Annotated in this window: 14 protein-coding genes and 1 pseudogene; 6 read left to right on the forward strand and 9 right to left on the reverse strand. The window is 70.4% G+C overall.

Annotated features, from left to right (window positions below; all coding sequences use genetic code 11):
* Window positions 1-39 precede the first annotated feature (39 nt).
* On the reverse strand, window positions 40-549 hold the full coding sequence (locus OG542_RS37290) for a DinB family protein (protein WP_328416832.1): 510 nt from the start codon (window positions 547-549) through the stop codon (window positions 40-42).
* A gap of 106 nt (window positions 550-655) precedes the next feature.
* The gene (locus tag OG542_RS37295) at window positions 656-1264 is read right to left on the reverse strand and encodes a DJ-1/PfpI family protein (protein ID WP_328416834.1); all 609 of its coding nucleotides are present in this window, start codon (window positions 1262-1264) and stop codon (window positions 656-658) included.
* Between the two features lie 204 nt (window positions 1265-1468).
* Between OG542_RS37295 and OG542_RS37300 the strand changes: the two are divergent.
* Window positions 1469-1966, forward strand: a pseudogene (locus OG542_RS37300) (glutathione S-transferase C-terminal domain-containing protein); the annotation flags it as partial.
* 163 nt (window positions 1967-2129) lie between these two features.
* Complete coding sequence (locus OG542_RS37305) at window positions 2130-2663, forward strand: AAA family ATPase (RefSeq protein ID WP_311130504.1); 534 nt, start codon at window positions 2130-2132, stop codon at window positions 2661-2663.
* Here the strand turns inward: OG542_RS37305 and OG542_RS37310 are convergent.
* On the reverse strand, window positions 2617-3576 hold the full coding sequence (locus OG542_RS37310) for a LysR family transcriptional regulator (protein WP_328416836.1): 960 nt from the start codon (window positions 3574-3576) through the stop codon (window positions 2617-2619). The genes OG542_RS37305 and OG542_RS37310 overlap by 47 nt on opposite strands.
* An 86-nt stretch (window positions 3577-3662) precedes the next feature.
* Here OG542_RS37310 and OG542_RS37315 point away from each other — a divergent pair, with 86 nt between their 5' ends.
* Together OG542_RS37315 and OG542_RS37320 are read left to right on the forward strand one after the other, a co-directional pair.
* Window positions 3663-4829 carry a nuclear transport factor 2 family protein gene (locus OG542_RS37315; protein ID WP_328416838.1) on the forward strand — a complete coding sequence of 389 codons (1167 nt, stop codon included), beginning with the start codon at window positions 3663-3665 and terminating at the stop codon, window positions 4827-4829.
* Window positions 4830-4902: 73 nt separating this feature from the next.
* The gene (locus tag OG542_RS37320; RefSeq protein ID WP_311129761.1) at window positions 4903-5316 is read left to right on the forward strand and encodes a cytidine/deoxycytidylate deaminase family protein; all 414 of its coding nucleotides are present in this window, start codon (window positions 4903-4905) and stop codon (window positions 5314-5316) included.
* 30 nt (window positions 5317-5346) lie between these two features.
* Here the strand turns inward: OG542_RS37320 and OG542_RS37325 are convergent, their stop codons facing one another.
* Both OG542_RS37325 and OG542_RS37330 read right to left on the reverse strand, forming a co-directional pair.
* Window positions 5347-7533, reverse strand: coding sequence for an endonuclease (locus OG542_RS37325; protein WP_328416841.1), 2187 nt, complete (start codon window positions 7531-7533; stop codon window positions 5347-5349).
* A gap of 129 nt (window positions 7534-7662) precedes the next feature.
* Window positions 7663-8940, reverse strand: coding sequence for a cellulase-like family protein (locus OG542_RS37330; RefSeq protein WP_328416843.1), 1278 nt, complete (start codon window positions 8938-8940; stop codon window positions 7663-7665).
* 114 nt (window positions 8941-9054) lie between these two features.
* Between OG542_RS37330 and OG542_RS37335 the strand changes: the two genes are divergently transcribed.
* Window positions 9055-11076, forward strand: a complete 2022-nt coding sequence (locus OG542_RS37335) for a glycoside hydrolase family 2 protein (protein WP_328416845.1) — start codon at window positions 9055-9057, stop codon at window positions 11074-11076.
* Window positions 11077-11138: 62 nt separating this feature from the next.
* On the opposite strand, the gene OG542_RS37340 is transcribed toward OG542_RS37335, so the two are convergent.
* Genes OG542_RS37340 through OG542_RS37355 form a run of 4 tightly spaced genes read right to left on the reverse strand, consistent with a single transcriptional unit; the run spans window position 11139 to window position 16449 of the window.
* Entirely contained in the window at window positions 11139-12071 is a 933-nt protein-coding gene (locus OG542_RS37340) for a carbohydrate ABC transporter permease (RefSeq protein ID WP_408057823.1), read from the reverse strand.
* A complete protein-coding gene (locus OG542_RS37345; RefSeq protein ID WP_328416847.1) occupies window positions 12068-13012 on the reverse strand; it encodes a carbohydrate ABC transporter permease in 945 nt (314 codons plus the stop codon). Before OG542_RS37345 ends, OG542_RS37340 begins: the two co-directional genes overlap by 4 nt.
* Window positions 13009-14361: an ABC transporter substrate-binding protein gene (locus OG542_RS37350; RefSeq protein ID WP_328416849.1), complete on the reverse strand. Its 1353-nt coding sequence runs from the start codon at window positions 14359-14361 to the stop codon at window positions 13009-13011. The genes OG542_RS37345 and OG542_RS37350 overlap by 4 nt, the downstream gene beginning before the upstream one ends.
* 48 nt (window positions 14362-14409) lie before the next feature.
* On the reverse strand, window positions 14410-16449 hold the full coding sequence (locus tag OG542_RS37355) for a beta-galactosidase (protein ID WP_328416851.1): 2040 nt from the start codon (window positions 16447-16449) through the stop codon (window positions 14410-14412).
* Window positions 16450-16602: 153 nt separating this feature from the next.
* Between OG542_RS37355 and OG542_RS37360 the strand changes: the two genes are divergently transcribed.
* Window positions 16603-17346 carry an SDR family NAD(P)-dependent oxidoreductase gene (locus tag OG542_RS37360; protein WP_328418264.1) on the forward strand — a complete coding sequence of 248 codons (744 nt, stop codon included), beginning with the start codon at window positions 16603-16605 and terminating at the stop codon, window positions 17344-17346.
* Window positions 17347-17377: the final 31 nt, after the last annotated feature.

The raw sequence follows: 17377 nt of genomic DNA on the forward strand, positions 1-17377 counted from the left end.
TACGGGACCCGGGAGCGGCGCCCAGGCCGGCGCCCCGGATCAGCCGTGGCGCATCGTGTCGCCGATGATCTGCTCGCGAAGGATCTCGGCGTGGCCGCAGTGCTGGGCCAGCTCGCGCAGCGTGTGGAGGTAGACCCAGCGCAGGGGAAGTGGGCCCCGGCGGTTGCCTCGTACGAGGTCGTCCAGCGTCAGCTTCTCCGTGGCCCGGCGGGACGCCGCGCACGCCTGCTGATGGGCACCCTGGACCGAGGCGACCGTGTCGTCCTCGTGGAGGTCGAACGACTCATCGGGCGAGTCGGGAATGCCGATCTCGCTACGGGGCCGGCAGGTGATCGCCTCATCGAACCAGACCTTCTCGACGAACGTGGCGTGCTTGACCAGGCCGAGCAGCGTGGTCTTGGACGGGACCAGCGACCGGCGCGCCTGCTCTTCGGTCAGCCCGTTGAGACTGTCGTGCAGCGCGGATCGATGCTCATCGAGGAAGATCTCGAACTGATCGCGGAACGCCGCGTGGAAGACGGAGGGTTCCGTCGTCGAGTTGAAGACCATGACCGCAACGATAGGTTGCTCGGCTTCTCGACGTGCGGGGACCTGAACAGGGCGTGCAGTTCGCGCCGGTTTCCCGGCCGGCGCCGGCGATCGCGTGGTTGAACGGTCAGCGCAGTGCGGCCTCGCCCGCGTGGACGGCATGCAGTGCGCGCTCGACCGTTTCCTGGTTCTCGCCGACCGGAGCCACGTAGTCGAGGACGCCGCGTGCGGCGTCCTCCCCGAGCGTGCGGGTGATCACCCACGTCGCGAGGTACTGGGACGCCAGGCATCCGCCCGCCGTGGCGATGTTCCCCTCGGCGTGGAACGGACCGTCCAGCACAGTGACGCCGGAGGCTTCGACGAAGGGCCGGCTCTTGAGGTCCGTGCACGCCGGCCTGCCCTCCAGCAACCCGAGCCGGGCCAGCACCAGGGCGCCGGAGCACTGCGCGCCGATCAGCTGTCGCGAAGGATCGAGCCGCAGCCGGGAGACCAGCCGGTCGTCGGCGACGACCTCTCGGGCCTTCACCCCGCTGCCGATCAGCACGACATCGGCTTCGGTCACGAACTCCATCGGGCGCTGCCCGGTCACCTCGACGTCGTTCATCGATGTGACCACCGGCGTCGGCGTCGTGATGAACGCCTCCAAGCCGTCCTTGCGGCAGCGGTTGATCAGCGCGGAAGCGATGAAACTGTCGAGCTCGTTGAACCCGTCGAAGGTGACCACGGCGACCTGCATCACAACCCCTTCAAGCACGGCATCGCGGATCCGCATTCTTCCCGGCGTGCCGTTCCGGGTCGAGAGCCAATCAGCGGCCGGTGGCTTGTCGCGCGGGTGTAAGACGCCAGCCCCGTTACGAGCGGTTTCCGTCCTACCAGCGGGTCATCGGACTGTCCGGTGGCACCCGGGCCGTCGACCAGGCCGTGATCGGGGACGAGGAGGCGTCTCTGTGACTACCGCGTCAACGAGGCCGCACAGCACGCCGGGCAGGCCGACACCGACGCCGCGGCGCGCCACACCGCCCTCGGCTCCCTCCTCCGGGTCCTGGGCTCACTGGAGTGGCGCCTCGCCGCCCAGGAATTCGTCCTGGGCGATGAACTGACCGCCGCCGACGTGCGGTTGTGGGTGGCCCTGGTCCAGCTCGACACCGTGCACCGACTGCACCTCGACGCCGCCGCGGTCCACCGCATCGCCGACCACCCGCACCTGTGGACCTACGCCCGACGGCTCGCCGCCCACCCCGCCTTCGGCCGCCATCTCGACCTGGACGGCATCGCCCGCAGGCACCACGCGCATTGCCAAGGGCTGGAGGCCGCGGGGGCGGCGGTACAGATCCTCGACTGGGCGGTTCACATCGCGGAGGGGCCCGCTAGACAGGGCCCGAACGGTTTCATGGAACCGCAGTACGCCCTCCACCTCCGTCCGCCCAACTCCGCCTGACCTGTGACGACATGGGGCCTGTCACATACGGCCGACCTGGAGGGGCACCCCTTTCGTGTCCGCACCTCCGCGGTCGGGAGAGCCGTGTCGAGATCAACGTGCGGAGTGAAGTCGCCCGTGACCCGGTCGGTGGACAGGCACCGTCGGTAACGTGACCGCCGTGATGGTGGGCACCGAAGAAACCCGGCTGGTCGTCCTGCGCGGCAACAGCGCCTCGGGCAAGTCGTCCGTCGCAGTCGGCCTCCGCGAGAAGTTCGGCCGCGGCCTGGCCCTGGTCGGCCAGGACAACCTCCGCCGCGTCGTCCTGCGCGAGCGCGACCGGCCCGGTGCCGCGAACATCGGCCTGATCGACCTGACGGCCCGCTACGCGCTGGACGCCGGATTCCACGTCGTGGTCGAAGGCATCCTCTACGCCGACCGCTACGGCGACATGCTCGCCCGGCTGCGCGCCGACCACCGGGGCCCGACCCACGGCTACTACCTGGACGTGCCGTTCGCCGAAACCCTCGCCCGGCACGCCACCAAACCGATCGCCGACGAGGTCGGCGAGGCACAGCTGCGCGACTGGCACCGGCCGCTCGATCTGCTGCCGGGCGGGACCGAGACCGTCATCGGCGCCGGCAGTGCCCTGCACGAGACCGTCGACCGCATCATGCTCGAGACCGGTCTGGACCGGCTGCCCGCACTGGACCGCTGAGCGGCGCGGCTTGGGCCGCCGCCGGACGGATCGAGGCGAACGCCGTGGCGAGGTGGTCGAGCAGGGGCCCCGCGCAGGGGTGCGGGTCGCGGCGTGGGGTGATCGTGTAGATGCCTCGGGCCGGGGGGTCGACGAGGTCCACCGTGGTGACGTCGGTCCGCAGGGCGCGCGTCAGCACGCCGGGTATGAGCGCGATGGCGTGACCGGTCGCGACCAGGGCCAGCTTGCCGGGCAGATCGGCCGCGACGAGGTCGATGCGGGCGCTGACTCCGGCGCGGGCGGCGTGCTGGCGCAGAAGCGCCGCCGAGCCGTCATTGTCCTCGGCCCAGGTCTGGTCGGCCAGGGCGTGGATGTGCACCGGACCGCGCCCGGCCAGCGGATGGTCGACGGGCAGTGCCACGACCATGTCGTCCAGCCCGAGGAACCGTCGTTCGACCCGTGGGTCCTGGGGCAGCCCCGGTGGTGCGTCGGTGACGACGGCGATGTCGAGATCGCCGTCGAGCACGCGGTGGTGCAGTTCCGGGCTCAGGGCGGGGAGCAGGCTCCACCGGACGGATCCGGTCTCCCGCAGCAACGCCCGGACGGCTTCGGGCACGATCCCCGTGGCCAGAGAAGGCGTCGCACCGACGGCCAGCGGCCGGTTGAAGGCCCCGTCATGAGCGTCTCGCGCGGCGCGAACGGCACGGTCGGCCTCGTTGAGCGTGGTCAGGGCGTGGCGCCGGAACACCTCGCCGGCGGGCGTCGGACGGACGCCACGCGCATGGCGTTCCATCAGGGGCACGCCGAGTTGCCGTTCAAGTCCGGCGATCTGCCGGGAGACGGCCGACTGCGTGTGATTGAGCTCGGCGGCCGCCGCCGACAGCGACCCGAGTCGGCACACGGTCACGAAGGTTCGCCACACCGTCAACTCCATGGCGCCAGTATGACCAGCAGGTATGCGAGCTCCGCAGGGCAGGGCTGCGAAATCTGCGCTTGTCGCAGTCGACGCGGTGCACGATTGTGGCGCGCATGACCACACCACACACGATCGCCGTCCTGGGCCTGGGGCGCATGGGCGACGCGATGGCGACGCGCCTGACGGCCGAGGGCCGGCACGTCGTCGGCTGGACCCGCTCAGGGCGCACGGCAGGCGCTGTCGAGACGACCGCCGATCCGAACGAGGCCGTGGCGAAGGCGGGCCTCGTGCTCCTGGCGTTGTTCGACGGCCCGGCCTGCCGGCAGGTCCTCGACGAGGTCCGTGACGCGCTGCGCACGGACACGATCGTGCTGAACACCAGCACCGTCGCCCCCGCCGAAGCGGCGAAGCTGGCCCGGCGACTCGGCCCCTCCTACGTCCACGCGCCCGTGCTCGGATCCGTGCCGGCCGCCGCCGCGGGCGCGCTGCGGATTCTCGCCGCCGGTGACCCGGACGCGCTCGACCGCGCCCGGCCGGTTCTAAAAACGCTGGGCACCGTGCGACGCGTGGACGACGCCTCCACTGCCGCCGCGCTCAAGCTGATCGCCAACCACAGCCTCGCCGGGGCCGTCCTCGCGCTGCGCGACTCGCTGCGGCAGGCCGACGCCCTCGGCCTGCCCCGCGCCCAGGTGCTGGACGTCCTCGAACTCGGCCGGCTCGGCGGACTCGTGACCGCCAAGAGGCCCTTCCTCGTCGGCGAATCGGCCGCTGTCACGGCCGAATTCACGATCGGTGCGCTGGCCAAGGACATGGCTCTGCTGGCCGCCGCGTCGAACACCCCGCTGCGCGGCGCAGCCGGACTGGCCGACACTCCCGCCGACCCCGAGGCCGACATCGCCGTCGCCGCCACGGCCCCCGCCGTGGCGGACGCCGTGCTCGAACCGCTGCGCGGCTACATGCGCGGGCACGCCACCGGCGACCCCACCCAGTTTCGCGAGGCGTTCCTGCCGACCGCGCACATCGAGGGAATCCGGGACGGGGTGTTCGTCTCCTGGCGCCTGGACGAGTACTGCGCTCTCTTCCCGGGCCGCCCGGCCCCGGACGAACCGGCCCGCTCCCGTCGTATCGATGCCGTGGACGTCCACGGCACGGTCGCGACCGCCACCATGACACTGCGACACGGAGCTGACACCTTCACCGACATCTTCCTGCTGGTCCGCGCCGGCGACAGCTGGCGCATCGCCAACAAGGCCTATCACCGACACTCGTGAGGATCCTTTCGGTACCGACGAGGCAGCCCTCGGCGTCGCCGTCGCGGAACAGGACCTGACGAAAGCGGAGAAGATGACCACGCAGACGCACCACGTCGACCACGAACTCATCGAGGCGGCGGCTCATGTCGCCCGCACTCGTTGCCGGGGCGACCAGCACACCATGGCGGCCGCGGCCCGCGCTCGGGACGGGCGGATCGTCACGGCGGTGAACGTCTACCACTTCACCGGAGGCCCCTGCGCCGAGCTGGCTCTCATCGGCGCGGCAGCCGCCCAGGGGGTCCACGAGCTGGACACGATCGTCGCCGTGGGAGATCGCGACCGGGGGGTCGTCCCTCCGTGCGGCCGGTGCCGTCAGGTCCTTCTCGACTACTTTCCCGCCCTCGAGGTCATCGTGGGCGGGGACGACCGCGTCCGAACCGTCCGTATCACCGACCTGCTCCCCGAAAGCTATGTCTGGGCCGACCACCAGGGCGACGCCGAGTAGAGAGCTGTCCGGCGCGAGTTGACGCAGGTCTCAGGGCCAGACCCCGGAGAAGTCGATCGCGCGGGCCCACTCGGGATGGTCTATCAGCGGATTCCGGTTGCCCTGCAGCTCCGCGATGGCCGCGTTGCGGTGCAGTTCGTACTCGGTGACTGCCTCGCCCTCGTGCCACCGCAGCAGGACGGGCAGCCGGTCTTCGGGGAACTCTTGCGCGACGTCGCCGATCTGCCCCGGATAGCGCAACAGGAAGTACAGGGTGGCGCGGGCGACCACACCCCTGCACTTCTCAGGCTCGAATCCCACGCTCTCGCGCTTTCCGCACGCGTCCCGGACGGTTTCCTCGTAGTCGGGGAAGTCGAAGTACGGGAAGTTGCTGCGGTAGCTGTTGCAGCCGGACTCGCACGTGAACAGATGATGCAGGTCGCCCCGCATGGGCTCCTTCTCGTGGAACCACGACTGCGGCACCACGTGCTCGCAGTTGAACGGCAGGGAGGCTTCCAGCGCGCGGAACTCGGCCTCGAATTCCGCCGGTCCCGCCGTGCGCTCCCGCAACAGCAGTTCCTGCTCGCGGGCCAGCCGGGCCTCCTCCACGGCCGCGTCGGCCCGTATGAGCTCCTCGGCGGAGAACTCCTGGCCGGAGTAGATGCTACGCAGCCGTCCGTCCTTGTGCAGATCGACCCACGGGTAGACCAGCCGCATCGGCTTGTACCTGGGCTTGGGCGCATGGGTCTCGGTCAGCAGCGTCGTCAGCGCGCGGCGCAGTGCGTCGCCGTCGTCGGTGCGGACGTTCGCGTAGTACGCGGCGCGTGCGGCGGCGTCCGCGGACCGGTTGTAGTAGGGACGTTCCCGGGCGAACCGGTGGTTGACCAGGGCCGCGTCGACGTCCTTCCCGACCGCTGTGACGATGTCCGGCCGTCCGGCCGAGGGCGGCTGCGGGGTCGGCGCGAGTGCGGGCAGGGGAGCCGAGAGGGTGGCCGAAGGGAGCGAGGAGGTGTCGAAGTCGAGGGTGATCCGCAGCGGGAGGACGAGCTGAGCGGAACCGTCGGCCGCGTGAGACTGAACCCCGGCCTGTGAACCGTTGGTACTCGCCAGGGTGGGCCTGCCGGTGAAGGACGGCATCGGCGGCGTGTTCTTCTCGGGAGACGGGTCGAGCCCCGTGGTGAACACCTCGTCCCGCAGCACTGCCGCCTCACCGGTCAGCGGCGCCTCGTGCAGGGACCGCAGCACACGGCTGATCCGCACCCCTTCGTTGGCCCGCCAGGCGAGTTGCTGCTCGCCCATCTCCGGCCGCCACACCGTGCCGTCGACGCTCAGCGGCCGGCCCTCGGCATCGGTCTTCGGAACGGCGGAGTGATGCAGCGCGACGACTTCCCACTGGTCGTTGAAGACCGGAGAACCCGAGGACCCCTCACGGGTGTCGGACTCGTAGTGCAGGAACCGCTCCAGTACGTCGACGATCTGGTTCTCGCGCAGCGCGATCTGCTTGGGCTCGCCTCTCGGGTGCTGGATGATGTTGACGAACTCCCCTATGACGGCCTTGCCTTGTGCCTCACTGAGGATCAGCCGGCCGTACGACGACAGCGCCTCTCCCTGCGCACCGCGTGGGGCCACCGCGACGAGGGTGTAGTCCAGCGCCCGGTCGGTGACGAAGCACCGGAGCGGCTCCAGCTGGAAGACAGCCGGTACGAGCGGGTTGCCGTCGGCGCCGTCCTGGAAGGCGAACGCGACCTTGCTGCGGCCGGCCTCCTGAGTGTCGCCCAGGACGTGGTTGTTGGTGAGGAGCAGGGAGGGGGAGACCATGAAACCGGTGCCGTGTCCGCCCCCCGGCCCGCTGATGGTGATCCGGCCGACCGAGCGCGAGACCTGGACCCCCTCCTCCAGGAACGCGACCGGGGTGAGGTTGTTGCGCCCGATGAGGCGCTCCAGCCCCAGCGCCTCACTGGTGAAGCCCTCCGGGGGCAGGCCCAGGGTGCTCCCCGCACCGCTGGCGGGTTCGGTCGGTGTCCGCTCGATCGCCCGTGCCATGGCCCAGTCGGCGCCGAGACGTGCCAGCCGCTTCTCGACCCGCTCGGGGGTGTCCGCGTACAGCACGCCACGCGTCTCGAGGACGGACTGGTTTCTTGCACGCTGTTCGGCGCGGTTCGCATAGCGTGCCGCGGCCATCGTCAGTTGCGACAGATAGTCCGACTCTCGTTCGGAAGCGAGTTCCGCCGTGGCCATGATCCGCCTCCTGGCCTGACTTGATCGGGGCGGTGGTGTCCGAGACGCGCTGCTTCTCGGCAAGCCTTACTGCTACCGATGGTTTCAGACGTGAGATACATGCGCAAAAGGGGCAAAAGGTGCGCGCGTTCAGCCCGCGGTGATACGGCTGTTCACCCGCCGCATCCACTCCTGGTCGGTCTGCCACATGGGGTGGTGAGGGGCCGCGTTGGACGTCAGGACGACGCCTCGGAAGCCCGCCGCGAGGCAGCGGTCCACGACGAACTCCGCGATGTCCTTGCCGACGGCGTCCTCCTCGAAGCGCGTCAGAAGAGGGGTGTACCCCACCACGCCCTCGCCGAGGACGGCGGGGATGCCGCGGCGACGGGCGAAGCCGGCGACGGAGTCGACCCACTGGGCGAGCGTCTCGCGCATGGCGTCCCGGTGGGCCGAATAGTTCTCGTAGAGCCACAGGTCCCAGCGGTCAGGGTCCACCCAGTCGTGCGCGTAGAAGAGTTCGCGCGGGATTCCGGTCGCCGTCAGTCGCCAGGGCTCGTCCGGCTGGTGGTCGGCGAAGGCGGGGGCGTCAGGGCGCAGCATGGCGGCCAGTGCGGGAGTGGGCCAGGAGGCCGTCGGGGGCGCCGGTTCGGTGCCGTGGCCGAGCCCCGCCTCCCGGTACAGCGCGCCGAGCACGCCGTAGACGTAGAAGTGGAAGTGCGCGATCTGTGCCTGCTCCGGCAGGTCGTCGAGTTCGTCCGGCCAGGGCTCGCCGAGCGAGTACGTGACGGGGATGCCGGGGTGGCGAGCCCGCAGCAGCTTCACGGCGCGTTCGAGGGGGCCGCGCAGCCGGGCGTAGTGGGCGGAGGTGCCGTCGCCCGGTACCAGGGAGCAGTTGTCGACCTCGTTGTGCACCTCGACGTAGGCGACGCGGTCGGCAAGGCCGCGCTCGGCGAGGAAGTCCAGCAGCCCGGCGAGCGCTTCGGCCACCGCCTCGGCCCGGTCCGGGCCGGGCACCTCCGCCAGGGCGCGGTGCCAGGCGTCGGTGTCGGCGAAGCTGGGGGACTGCTGGTACTCCCACGACGACACGATCACCTGGCAGTCGTGCCGGGCGGCCGCCTCGAACAGCTCGACGAGCCGCCGCCGGCCGTCCAGCGGATAGCCGCCGCGCACGTTGTACCAGCGGGTGCGCTGTCCGAACCGCTCGCCCAGGCCGCGGACCTGCGGTGACTCAGGGGCGTCGACGCGCCCGGAGAACAGCAGGAAGGGCATGGCGCAGACGCGCACGGTGTTGAAGCCCCGCTCCACGGCCTCGGCGAAGGCGCGGTCGAGGTCGGCGAAGGGCTCTCCGGGGCCCGCCTGCGTGTACCAGCTGAAGTCCCACAGGGTGATGGCGAGTCGGTCCGTTTGGGCCTGTCGGTGTGAGGTCATGGGAGCCACGCTAACCCACAATTCATTAATTATGAATAATCCTTGACAGGGGTGGTGGGGCTGTCCAGGCTCAGGGGGCGAACGAACGCCTGCGCCCTCTGAGGAGCCCTGCCAATGACCCCACCCACCCACCCGTCCCGGCGAACCGTCGTCACGGCACTCGGCGCGGCAGGCTTCGTCGCCCTGCCGGCCTGGCCGGGCACGGCGCACGCCGCCGACGGCCCGGTCCTCGACACCCACCCCGCCACCGAGCCCTCCGGCACCCATGTGCGCGATGTCGGCGGCACCAACGTCGTCTTCCGGTACGGCGTCGTGCTCCCCGCCTTCGACGGCTGGCGCACCCATGAGCCGACCCGGGAGTACCTGTCCCTGGACCGGCGATGGCGCTTCCGCTTCGACCCCCGCGACCAAGGGCTCGACGAAAGCTGGCAGTACCCGGACCTCGACGACCGGGCGTGGGGCCTCATCGACGTGCCGTCGGCCTGGGACCTGCTGGACACGCCCGGATTCGGCTCCCAGACCGGCCCGTTCGGCAAGGGCACGGCGTTCGCCGACGGCTATGCCTGGTACCGCACCGTCGTCGACGTTCCCGCGTCCTGGCGTGCCCGGCACGTGCGCATCGCCTTCCTGGCCGCCGGCTACAGCGCCGAGGTCTGGCTCGACGGCGTGCACCTCGGCAAGCACGAGGGCGCCAACTCGCCCTTCGCCCTTCCGGTGGGCGGGGCGCTCCGGCCCGGCACGCGCCAGACGCTCGCGGTGCGGGTCTTCCGCCGGGCGAGCTACACCGACTACACGGCGACGACTTTCCGGCCGGTCACCGACGACCACGAGATCCCGTACAAGCCCGTCGACTACTGGCCCTACGCGGGCCTGACCCGCTCGGCCTGGATCGAGGCGGTTCCGCGGGTCACCGTCGCCAAGCTGCTCGTGGCCGGAGCGAACGGGCGCCTCGAGGCCCGCGCGATCGTCGAGAACCACGGTGACTCCGACTTCGACGGATGGCTCACCCTGGATCCCGGCCGGGAGAGCGGTGCCCGGCCGGCCGTGGTCCCGGCCCGGATCGCGGCCCGCTCCGCCGGCGTCGTACGCGTCTCGGTCGGCGTGCCCCGCGCCCCGCGATGGAGCCCGGCCGCGCCGCACACCCTCACCGCCCGCGCCACTCTGACCGCCAGGAGGCCCTCGGGCCCCCGGGTGGACACGCTCTCCACCCGCTACGGCATACGCGAACTGACCACCGAAGATGCGCAGTTGCGGCTGAACGGCAAGCCCCTCTTCCTCAAGGGCCTCAACTGGCATGAGGAGACCGCCGCGCACGGCAGGGCGATGACGCCCGCCGAGTACGACCGGGAACTGGCCCACATCACGGCAGTGGGCGCCAACTACATCCGCAACTGCGTCTACAACCGTCACCCGTACGTCTACGACTGGGCGGACGAGCACGGGGTGCTGGTGATGGACGACATCGACACCATGTGGCTCAACACCGCCCAGGAGAAGCTCCAGACCGAGCGCTACGGCCTCGCCCGTGCCCTGGCCCTGACCATGGCGTGGAACCAGCACAACCACCCGTCGGTGATCCTCTGGTGCCTGCAGAACGAGTCGGAGATCGACCCCGAGGGCGCGCCGGTCTACCGCGCCTGGCTCGCCGACATGAAGGCGGCGGTGAAGGCGGTCGACCTCACCGCCCGGCCCGTGACCTGGGCCTCCAGCACGAGCAACGACCCCGCCTTCGACCTCGCCGACGTGATCGGGTTCAACGAGTACTTCGGCTACTTCTACGGCAAGGACGCCGACCTCGGCCCGACGCTGGACGCGGTGCACGCGAAGTATCCCGGCAAGCCGATCCTGATCACCGAGAACGGCACCTGGTCGGTGGCCGGCACCCACGGCCCCGACACCACCGAGGGCACGGAGGAGTGGCAGGCGGCCCGCTTCACCGCCCACTGGACCCAGGTGGCCGAGCGCAGCGAGTTCGTCGCCGGTTTCACCTACTGGGTCCTCAAGGACTACAAGCAGCGGGCCGGTTACAACCAGTCCTACAACGGCATCTCCGTCATGGGCCTGCTCACCTTCGCCGAGGAGCGGCCCAAGCTCGTCCACGAAGCGTTCCGCAAGGCGGTCAATCCCAGGTCGTAGGCGCCTGGCAAGACCGTGGCCCGTGTCCGGCGTTCCCCGCCGGACACGGGCCACGGTGTGTGTCAGCCCTTGACGCTGCCCTGGGTCAGACCCGACCGCCAGTAACGCTGCAGGACGAGCATCGCCGCGGCCAGCGGAAGGATCGAGAGGAACGCCCCGCCCACCGTGAGCTGGTTGAGCTCGGGAATGCGGTTGGCCGCGGCCTGCCAGGTCGTCAGGCCCAGGGTGATCGGGTACTTGCGGTCGTCCGAGAGCATGACCAGCGGCAGGAAGTAGTTGTTCCAGATGCCGACGAACTGGAAGAGGAAGACGGTCACGAGCGCGGGCGTCATGGTGCGCAGCACGAGGGTGCCGAAGATCCGCCACTCGCCGGCGCCGTCGACGCGGGCCGCCTCCAGCATCTCGGCCGGCACCGCGGCCTCCGCGTAGATCCGGCACAGATACACCCCGAACGGGCTGACGATGCTGGGAATCAGCACCGCCCAGTAGGTGTTGGCCAGGCCCACCTTGCTGAACAGGAGGTACAGCGGCAGGGCGAGCGCGGTACTGGGGAGCAGCACACCGGCGAGTACGACTTTGAAGACCGCCTCCCGGCCGCGGAACCGGTACACGGCGAGGGCGTAGCCGGCGGCGCCCGCGAGCAGGGTGGCGAGCGCACCGCCCACCCCCGCGTACAGGACGCTGTTGAAGGTCCAGCTCCAGAAGATGCCGTCGCCGTAGGAGAAGACCTTCGACAGGTTGTCCAGCCACCGCGGATCGGAGAACCAGAGTCCGAAGCTGCCGAAGAGGTCGGCACTGCTCTTGGTGGAGGCCACCACCAGCCAGTAGACGGGCAGCAGGAAGTAGAGCGCCGCGACGGTCAGCAGGGCGACCAGCAGGATCCGCGTGGGCTTCAGGCCACGGCGCGGACCGCTGTCACGGCCTCGCCCGGCCGGCTGTGGAACGTGGGCGGAGGCGGCTGCCGGCTCCTTGGTACGGGGTGTGGACACGCTCACCGTGCATCCCTTCCTTCCCTGCGGTTCACCAGGCTGAGGAAGCCGAAGGACAGCACGCTCGCCACCAGCGCGAGGATCACCGACTCGGCAGCGGCGAGGTAGATGTTGTTGTTGGCGAACGCCTCGTTGTACGCGCTCAGGTTCGGTGTGTACGAGTTGGTGACTGCCGGGGTCAGCGGTTTGATGACCAGCGGTTCGGCGAACAGCTGGAGCGTTCCGATGATGGAGAACACGCCGGTCAGCACCAGGGCCGGCCGGGCGAGCGGCAGCTTGATCCGCATCGCCGTCTGCCACGCACCGGCCCCGTCGATGCGGGCGGCCTCGTAGAGCTCCTGGGGGATCGCCTTGAGCTGGGCGACGATCACCAGCATGTTGTAGCCGGCGAACTCCCAGATCACGATGTTGGCGATGGACCACAGCGCGGTGTCGTAGCCGAGGAAGTCGGGCGCGAGCCCGACCCTGCCGAGCAGGTCGGTGATCGGGCTCACGCCGGGCACGTACAGGAAGCCCCACAGAATCGAGGCGATGACGCCGGGCACGCCGTACGGCAGGAAGTAGGCGGCACGCAGGATGCCCGCCCAGCGGTGGGAGAGCGTGTCCAGGGCCAGTGCCAGCGCGGTGGCCAGCAGCAGCATCACCGGGATCTGCACCACGCCGAAGAGCAGCACCCGCGCGAAGCTCTCCAGGAAGGCCGACTGCTGAAGGGCGAGGGCGTAGTTGTCCAGTCCGGCGAAGCCGAGGGTGGCCGGGCCCAGGCCCAGAGCGCCGGAGCGGACCGGTGTGAGCAGGCTCTGGTAGACCGCGTAGCCGAGGGGAAGGACGAAGGTGAACAGGAAGAGGGCGACGAAGGGGAGCAGGAACCCCCATGCCGCCCGGTCGGGGCGGGCGGAGCGCCGGCTGCCCGGCACGGACTTCTTCGTGCGGTCGATCGTGGTGCTCATCGCGCGCTCCTCGCCTTCAGGCCCTTCGCCCGCAGGTTGTCCACGGTGCTTCTCTGGGCGTCGGCCAGAGCACCGGTGAGGCTGCCCTCTCCGTCGATGGCGGCGCCGAAGGCGTCCTGGACCTGGGCGAAGTCGGCATCCGTGGTGGGGGACCACTTCCAGGAGGTGTCGATCGCCCGGTCGGACACCGTGAACACGTCGTTGTACCGCTGCCCGCCGAAGAACGGGTCGGGCTTGTCGAGCGCCGATCCGCGGAAGATTCCGGCTGCCGCGGGCCAGCCGTAGCCGACGGAGACGTTCAGGTCGACGGCCCGGCGGTCGGTGTTGATCCAGTGCGCGAACTCCAGCGCCTCACGCGGGTGCTGGCTGCCCTGGAGGATGGCGGTGGACGACCCGCCCCAGTTGGCGGAGGCCTTCTGTCCCGCCTTCCACTGGGGCAGCAGGGCGACCCGCCACTTTCCGGCGGTGCCCGGCGCGTTGCCGCGCAGCAGAGCGTCGCCCCACTGCGGACCGATCCAGGCGGAGATCTGTCCGGTCTGGACGTGCTTGTACCAGGCGTTGGACATGTCGGGTTCGACAAAGACCAGGCCGTCGCGGACCATCCTCTCCCAGTACTCCGCGACCTCATGGGAGAGATCGTCGTCCATGTCGACGACCCAGGTGTCGCCCTCGGTACGCACCCACCGGGCGCCGCGCTGCCAGCACATCGCGGCGAACCAGGTGGGCTGGTTGGGCGCGAAAGCGCACAGCCTGGCCCCGTTGCCGCGGGCCTTGACCACGCGGGCGGCCTGTTCGAACTCGGCCCAGGTGGCGGGCGTTTCGATGCCCCACTTCGCGAAGAGGTCCCGGCGGTAGAAGAGTCCCATCGGTCCGGACGCCTGAGGAACGGTGTACACCTTGCCGTCGAAGACGCCCTGCTGCCACTGCCACGGGACATAGTTGTCGCGCAGTTCGTCGGCACCGTACTCGCTCAGGTTCGTCAGGCCGTTGACCAGCATGAAGCTGGGAAGCTCGTGGTACTCGACCTGCGCCAGGTCGGGAGGGTTCCCGGCCGTCAGCGAGGCGTGCATCTTCTGGTAGCCGCCCGTCACGTTCTGGGGGATGGTCTGCATCTCGACCTGGATGCCGGGGTGCGTGCGGTTCCACAGGTCGACGGTCTTCTGCATCGGCACCCAGGTCCAGAAGACGAGCTTGACCTTCTGGCCGCGGCGCGTGGGTGCCTGTTGGGTGGTGCGGGCGGCTCCGACGGTCTGGCCGCAGGCGGTCAGCGCGGGGGCTGCGGTGAGCGCCGCGGCCGTCCCGGCGCCCCACCGGAGAACGGCTCTCCTTGATGGTGTTGAGGTGTCCATGTGTGTCCCTTTGGTTCTACGGTGTGCCCAGTGCGGCTCGGCAGGTGTTCATGGCTTGTTCAGTACGGCCACTCCGGCTGCCGGCAGCGTGAGGCGGTCGGCGGGGGGCGCCCCCGGAGCCAGGGCGTCGGTCATCGGCTCGGGCAGCTGGATCTCGGCTTCTTCCTGGCCGTGGTTGAGCAGGAAGACGAACCGTCCGCCGTCGCCCTCGCGCACGGCCGCCTGGACGTGCTCGGGAAGTCCGGGGAGCAGGGGGCCGACGGACGCCGTACGGCACACGTCGTCGGTCAGTGCGCGCATGGCCTCCGGTGCGAGGCGCGTCGCGACGTACCACGCCTGTCCCTCGCCGAAGGAGTGGCGCGTGACGGCCGGCCGCCCAGCCAGCGGGCCGGAGCCGAACTCGGCCACCGCCCGCGCCCCTTCGGGCACGACGGCCTCCGACCACAGGTCGGCGCGGCTGACCGTGCCGTCCGGGTGCCGGACGTCCACCGTGTCCTGCTCCGCCAGCGGCCAGAACTCCTCGACGCGCAGGCCCAGCACCTCGCGCAGGGGCGCGGGGTATCCTCCCGAGTGCACCCGGTCGCAGTCGTCGACGATGCCGGAGAAGAACGACACCAGCAGATGGCCGCCGCCGCGTACGAAATCGGTGAGGCGTGCGGCGTCCCGCTCCTTGAGCAGGTAGAGGTTGGGTGCGATGACCAGGCGGTAGCCGGACAGGTCGCGGTCGGGTGGTACGACGTCGCAGTTGACGCCGGCTTCGAACAGCGGCCGGTAATGGGCGAGCGCGATCTCCATCTGGTTCAGTGCGGTGGACGGGTGCGAGTCCAGTTCCAGCGCCCACCAGCTGTTCCAGTCCAGCACCAGGGCGACGTCCGCGGTGGACCGGGTGCCGGCGATCCGCGGCACGGATGCCAACTCGTGGCCCAGCTCGCTCACTTCACGGAAGACGCGGGTGTCGGTGCCGCCGTGCGGGACCATCGCCGAGTGGTACTTCTCGGCGCCGCCCCGGGACTGGCGCCACTGGAAGTACAGCACCGCGTCGGCGCCCTGGGCGACCGCCTGCCAGCTCCACAGCCGCATCCGCCCCGGCGGCTTGGGACCGTTGCGGTTCCGCCAGTTGACCGCGCCGGGGGCCTGCTCCAGCAGCAGCCACGGCTGACCGCCGCGGGCGGACCGCGTGACGTCGAAGATGAAACCCGCCGAGACATGCGTGTTGTCGTCGTGCGGGTCCTGGTAGACGTCGACCGAGACGGCGTCCTCCTCGGCCGCCCAGCGGAAGGCGTCGACGGGCTTGTGCACACCGATGAAGTTCGTCGTGACGGGAACGTCCGGGGTGATCCGCCGCAGAACCTCCTTCTCCGCCAGGAAGCACCGCAGCAGCGCGTCGTCGCAGAACCGGGCGAAGTCCAGCTGCTGGGCGGGGTTGGGGAAGGTCGGCGCGAGCCGGGGCGGCAGCACCTCGTCGAAGCTGTCGTAGCGCTGTGCCCAGAAGGCCGTGGACCAGGCGTCGTTGAGGGCGTCGACGCCGCCGTACCGCTCGGACAGCCAGCGCCGGAAGTCGGCCGCCGACTCGTCGCACCAGCACATCGGGGTGTGGCAGCCGTACTCGTTGCCGATGTGCCACATCTCCAGCGCGGGGTGGTCGGCATACCGGGCGGCCAGTCGCTCGACCAGGCGCACGGCGTGCTCGCGGTAGACGCGGCTGGAAGGGCAGTAGTGCTGGCGTCCGCCGGGCCACATCCGGCGCCCGTCGGCGGTCTCGGGGAGGATCTCGGGGTGCAGCCGGGACAGCCACGGCGGCGGGGACGCCGTCATCGTGGCCAGGCACACGGCCACGCCCGCGCCGGCGAGGTTGTCCATCACCCGGTCGAACCAGTCGAAGTCGTATTCACCGGGCCTCGGTTCCACCCTGGCCCAGGAGAAGATCCCGGCCGTCACCAGGGAGACGCCCGCCTCCTTCATCAGCGCGACGTCCTCCGCCCACACCTCCTCGGGCCACTGCTCGGGGTTGTAGTCGCCGCCGAAGGCGATGCCGGCCGGGCGCAGGCGCCGTCGGGCGTCGATCGCCACTGAGTCTGTCTGTCGCATGGCGGTCAGTCTCGGAGCGCCATCACCGCCCCGTCAAGATATATCCATTATTAATTGAAACAGCTATGATGGTGTGAGTACCGGGACCGGTGCAGGCAGCAGACGGGTGCAGGCGAGCAAGGGGAGAGGCGCACGATGGCGGAATGCCACAGGATGGCGGGGTGCGTGGCGGTGATCACCGGCGCGGCGCACGGGATCGGCGCGGCCACGGCGCGCAGACTCGCGGCCGAGGGGGCGACGGTCGTGGTCACCGACGTGGACGACACCGCCGGCAAGACGGTGGTGTCGGACATCGAGGCCGGCGGGGGATGCGCGGAGTACCTGCGCTGCGACGTCACCTCGGCCGCCGACTGGGAGCGTCTGGGCCGCCATGTCGAGGAGCGCCACGGACGGCTGGACGTCCTGCACAGCAACGCCTTCGCCCAGCTGAACAAGCCCGCCCACGAACTGAGCGAGGCCGAGTGGGACGGCCAGATGGCCGTGCTGCTCAAACCGGCCTGGCGGGCGATGAAGACCTTCGCGGCGCTGCTGCGGGAGTCGTCGGGGTCGGTCGTCCTCACCTCCTCGGTGCACGCGGTCATCGGGCTGCCGGGCCACGCCGCCTACGCCGCGGCGAAGGGCGCCCTGTGCTCGCTGGGGCGTCAACTGGCCGTCGAGTACGGGCCGGACATCCGGGTCAACACCGTGCTGCCCGGACCCATCCTCACCGCCGCCTGGGAGGGGATACCGGAGTCCGACCGGGCGCGCAGCGTGGCGGCCACGGCGGCCAAGCGGTTCGGGCAGCCGGAGGAGGTGGCCGCCGCGGTCGCCTTCCTGGCGTCGGCGGACGCCTCCTTCGTGACCGGGGCCGCTCTGGTGGTCGATGGAGGATGGAGCGTCATGAAGGAGTCCTCGTGAGCGGCGCGTACGGTGCGCGGTATCAGCGACA

Origin of the sequence: Streptomyces violaceus, assembly GCF_036014075.1 — a bacterium.
Classification (GTDB): Bacteria; Actinomycetota; Actinomycetes; order Streptomycetales; family Streptomycetaceae; genus Streptomyces; species Streptomyces violaceus.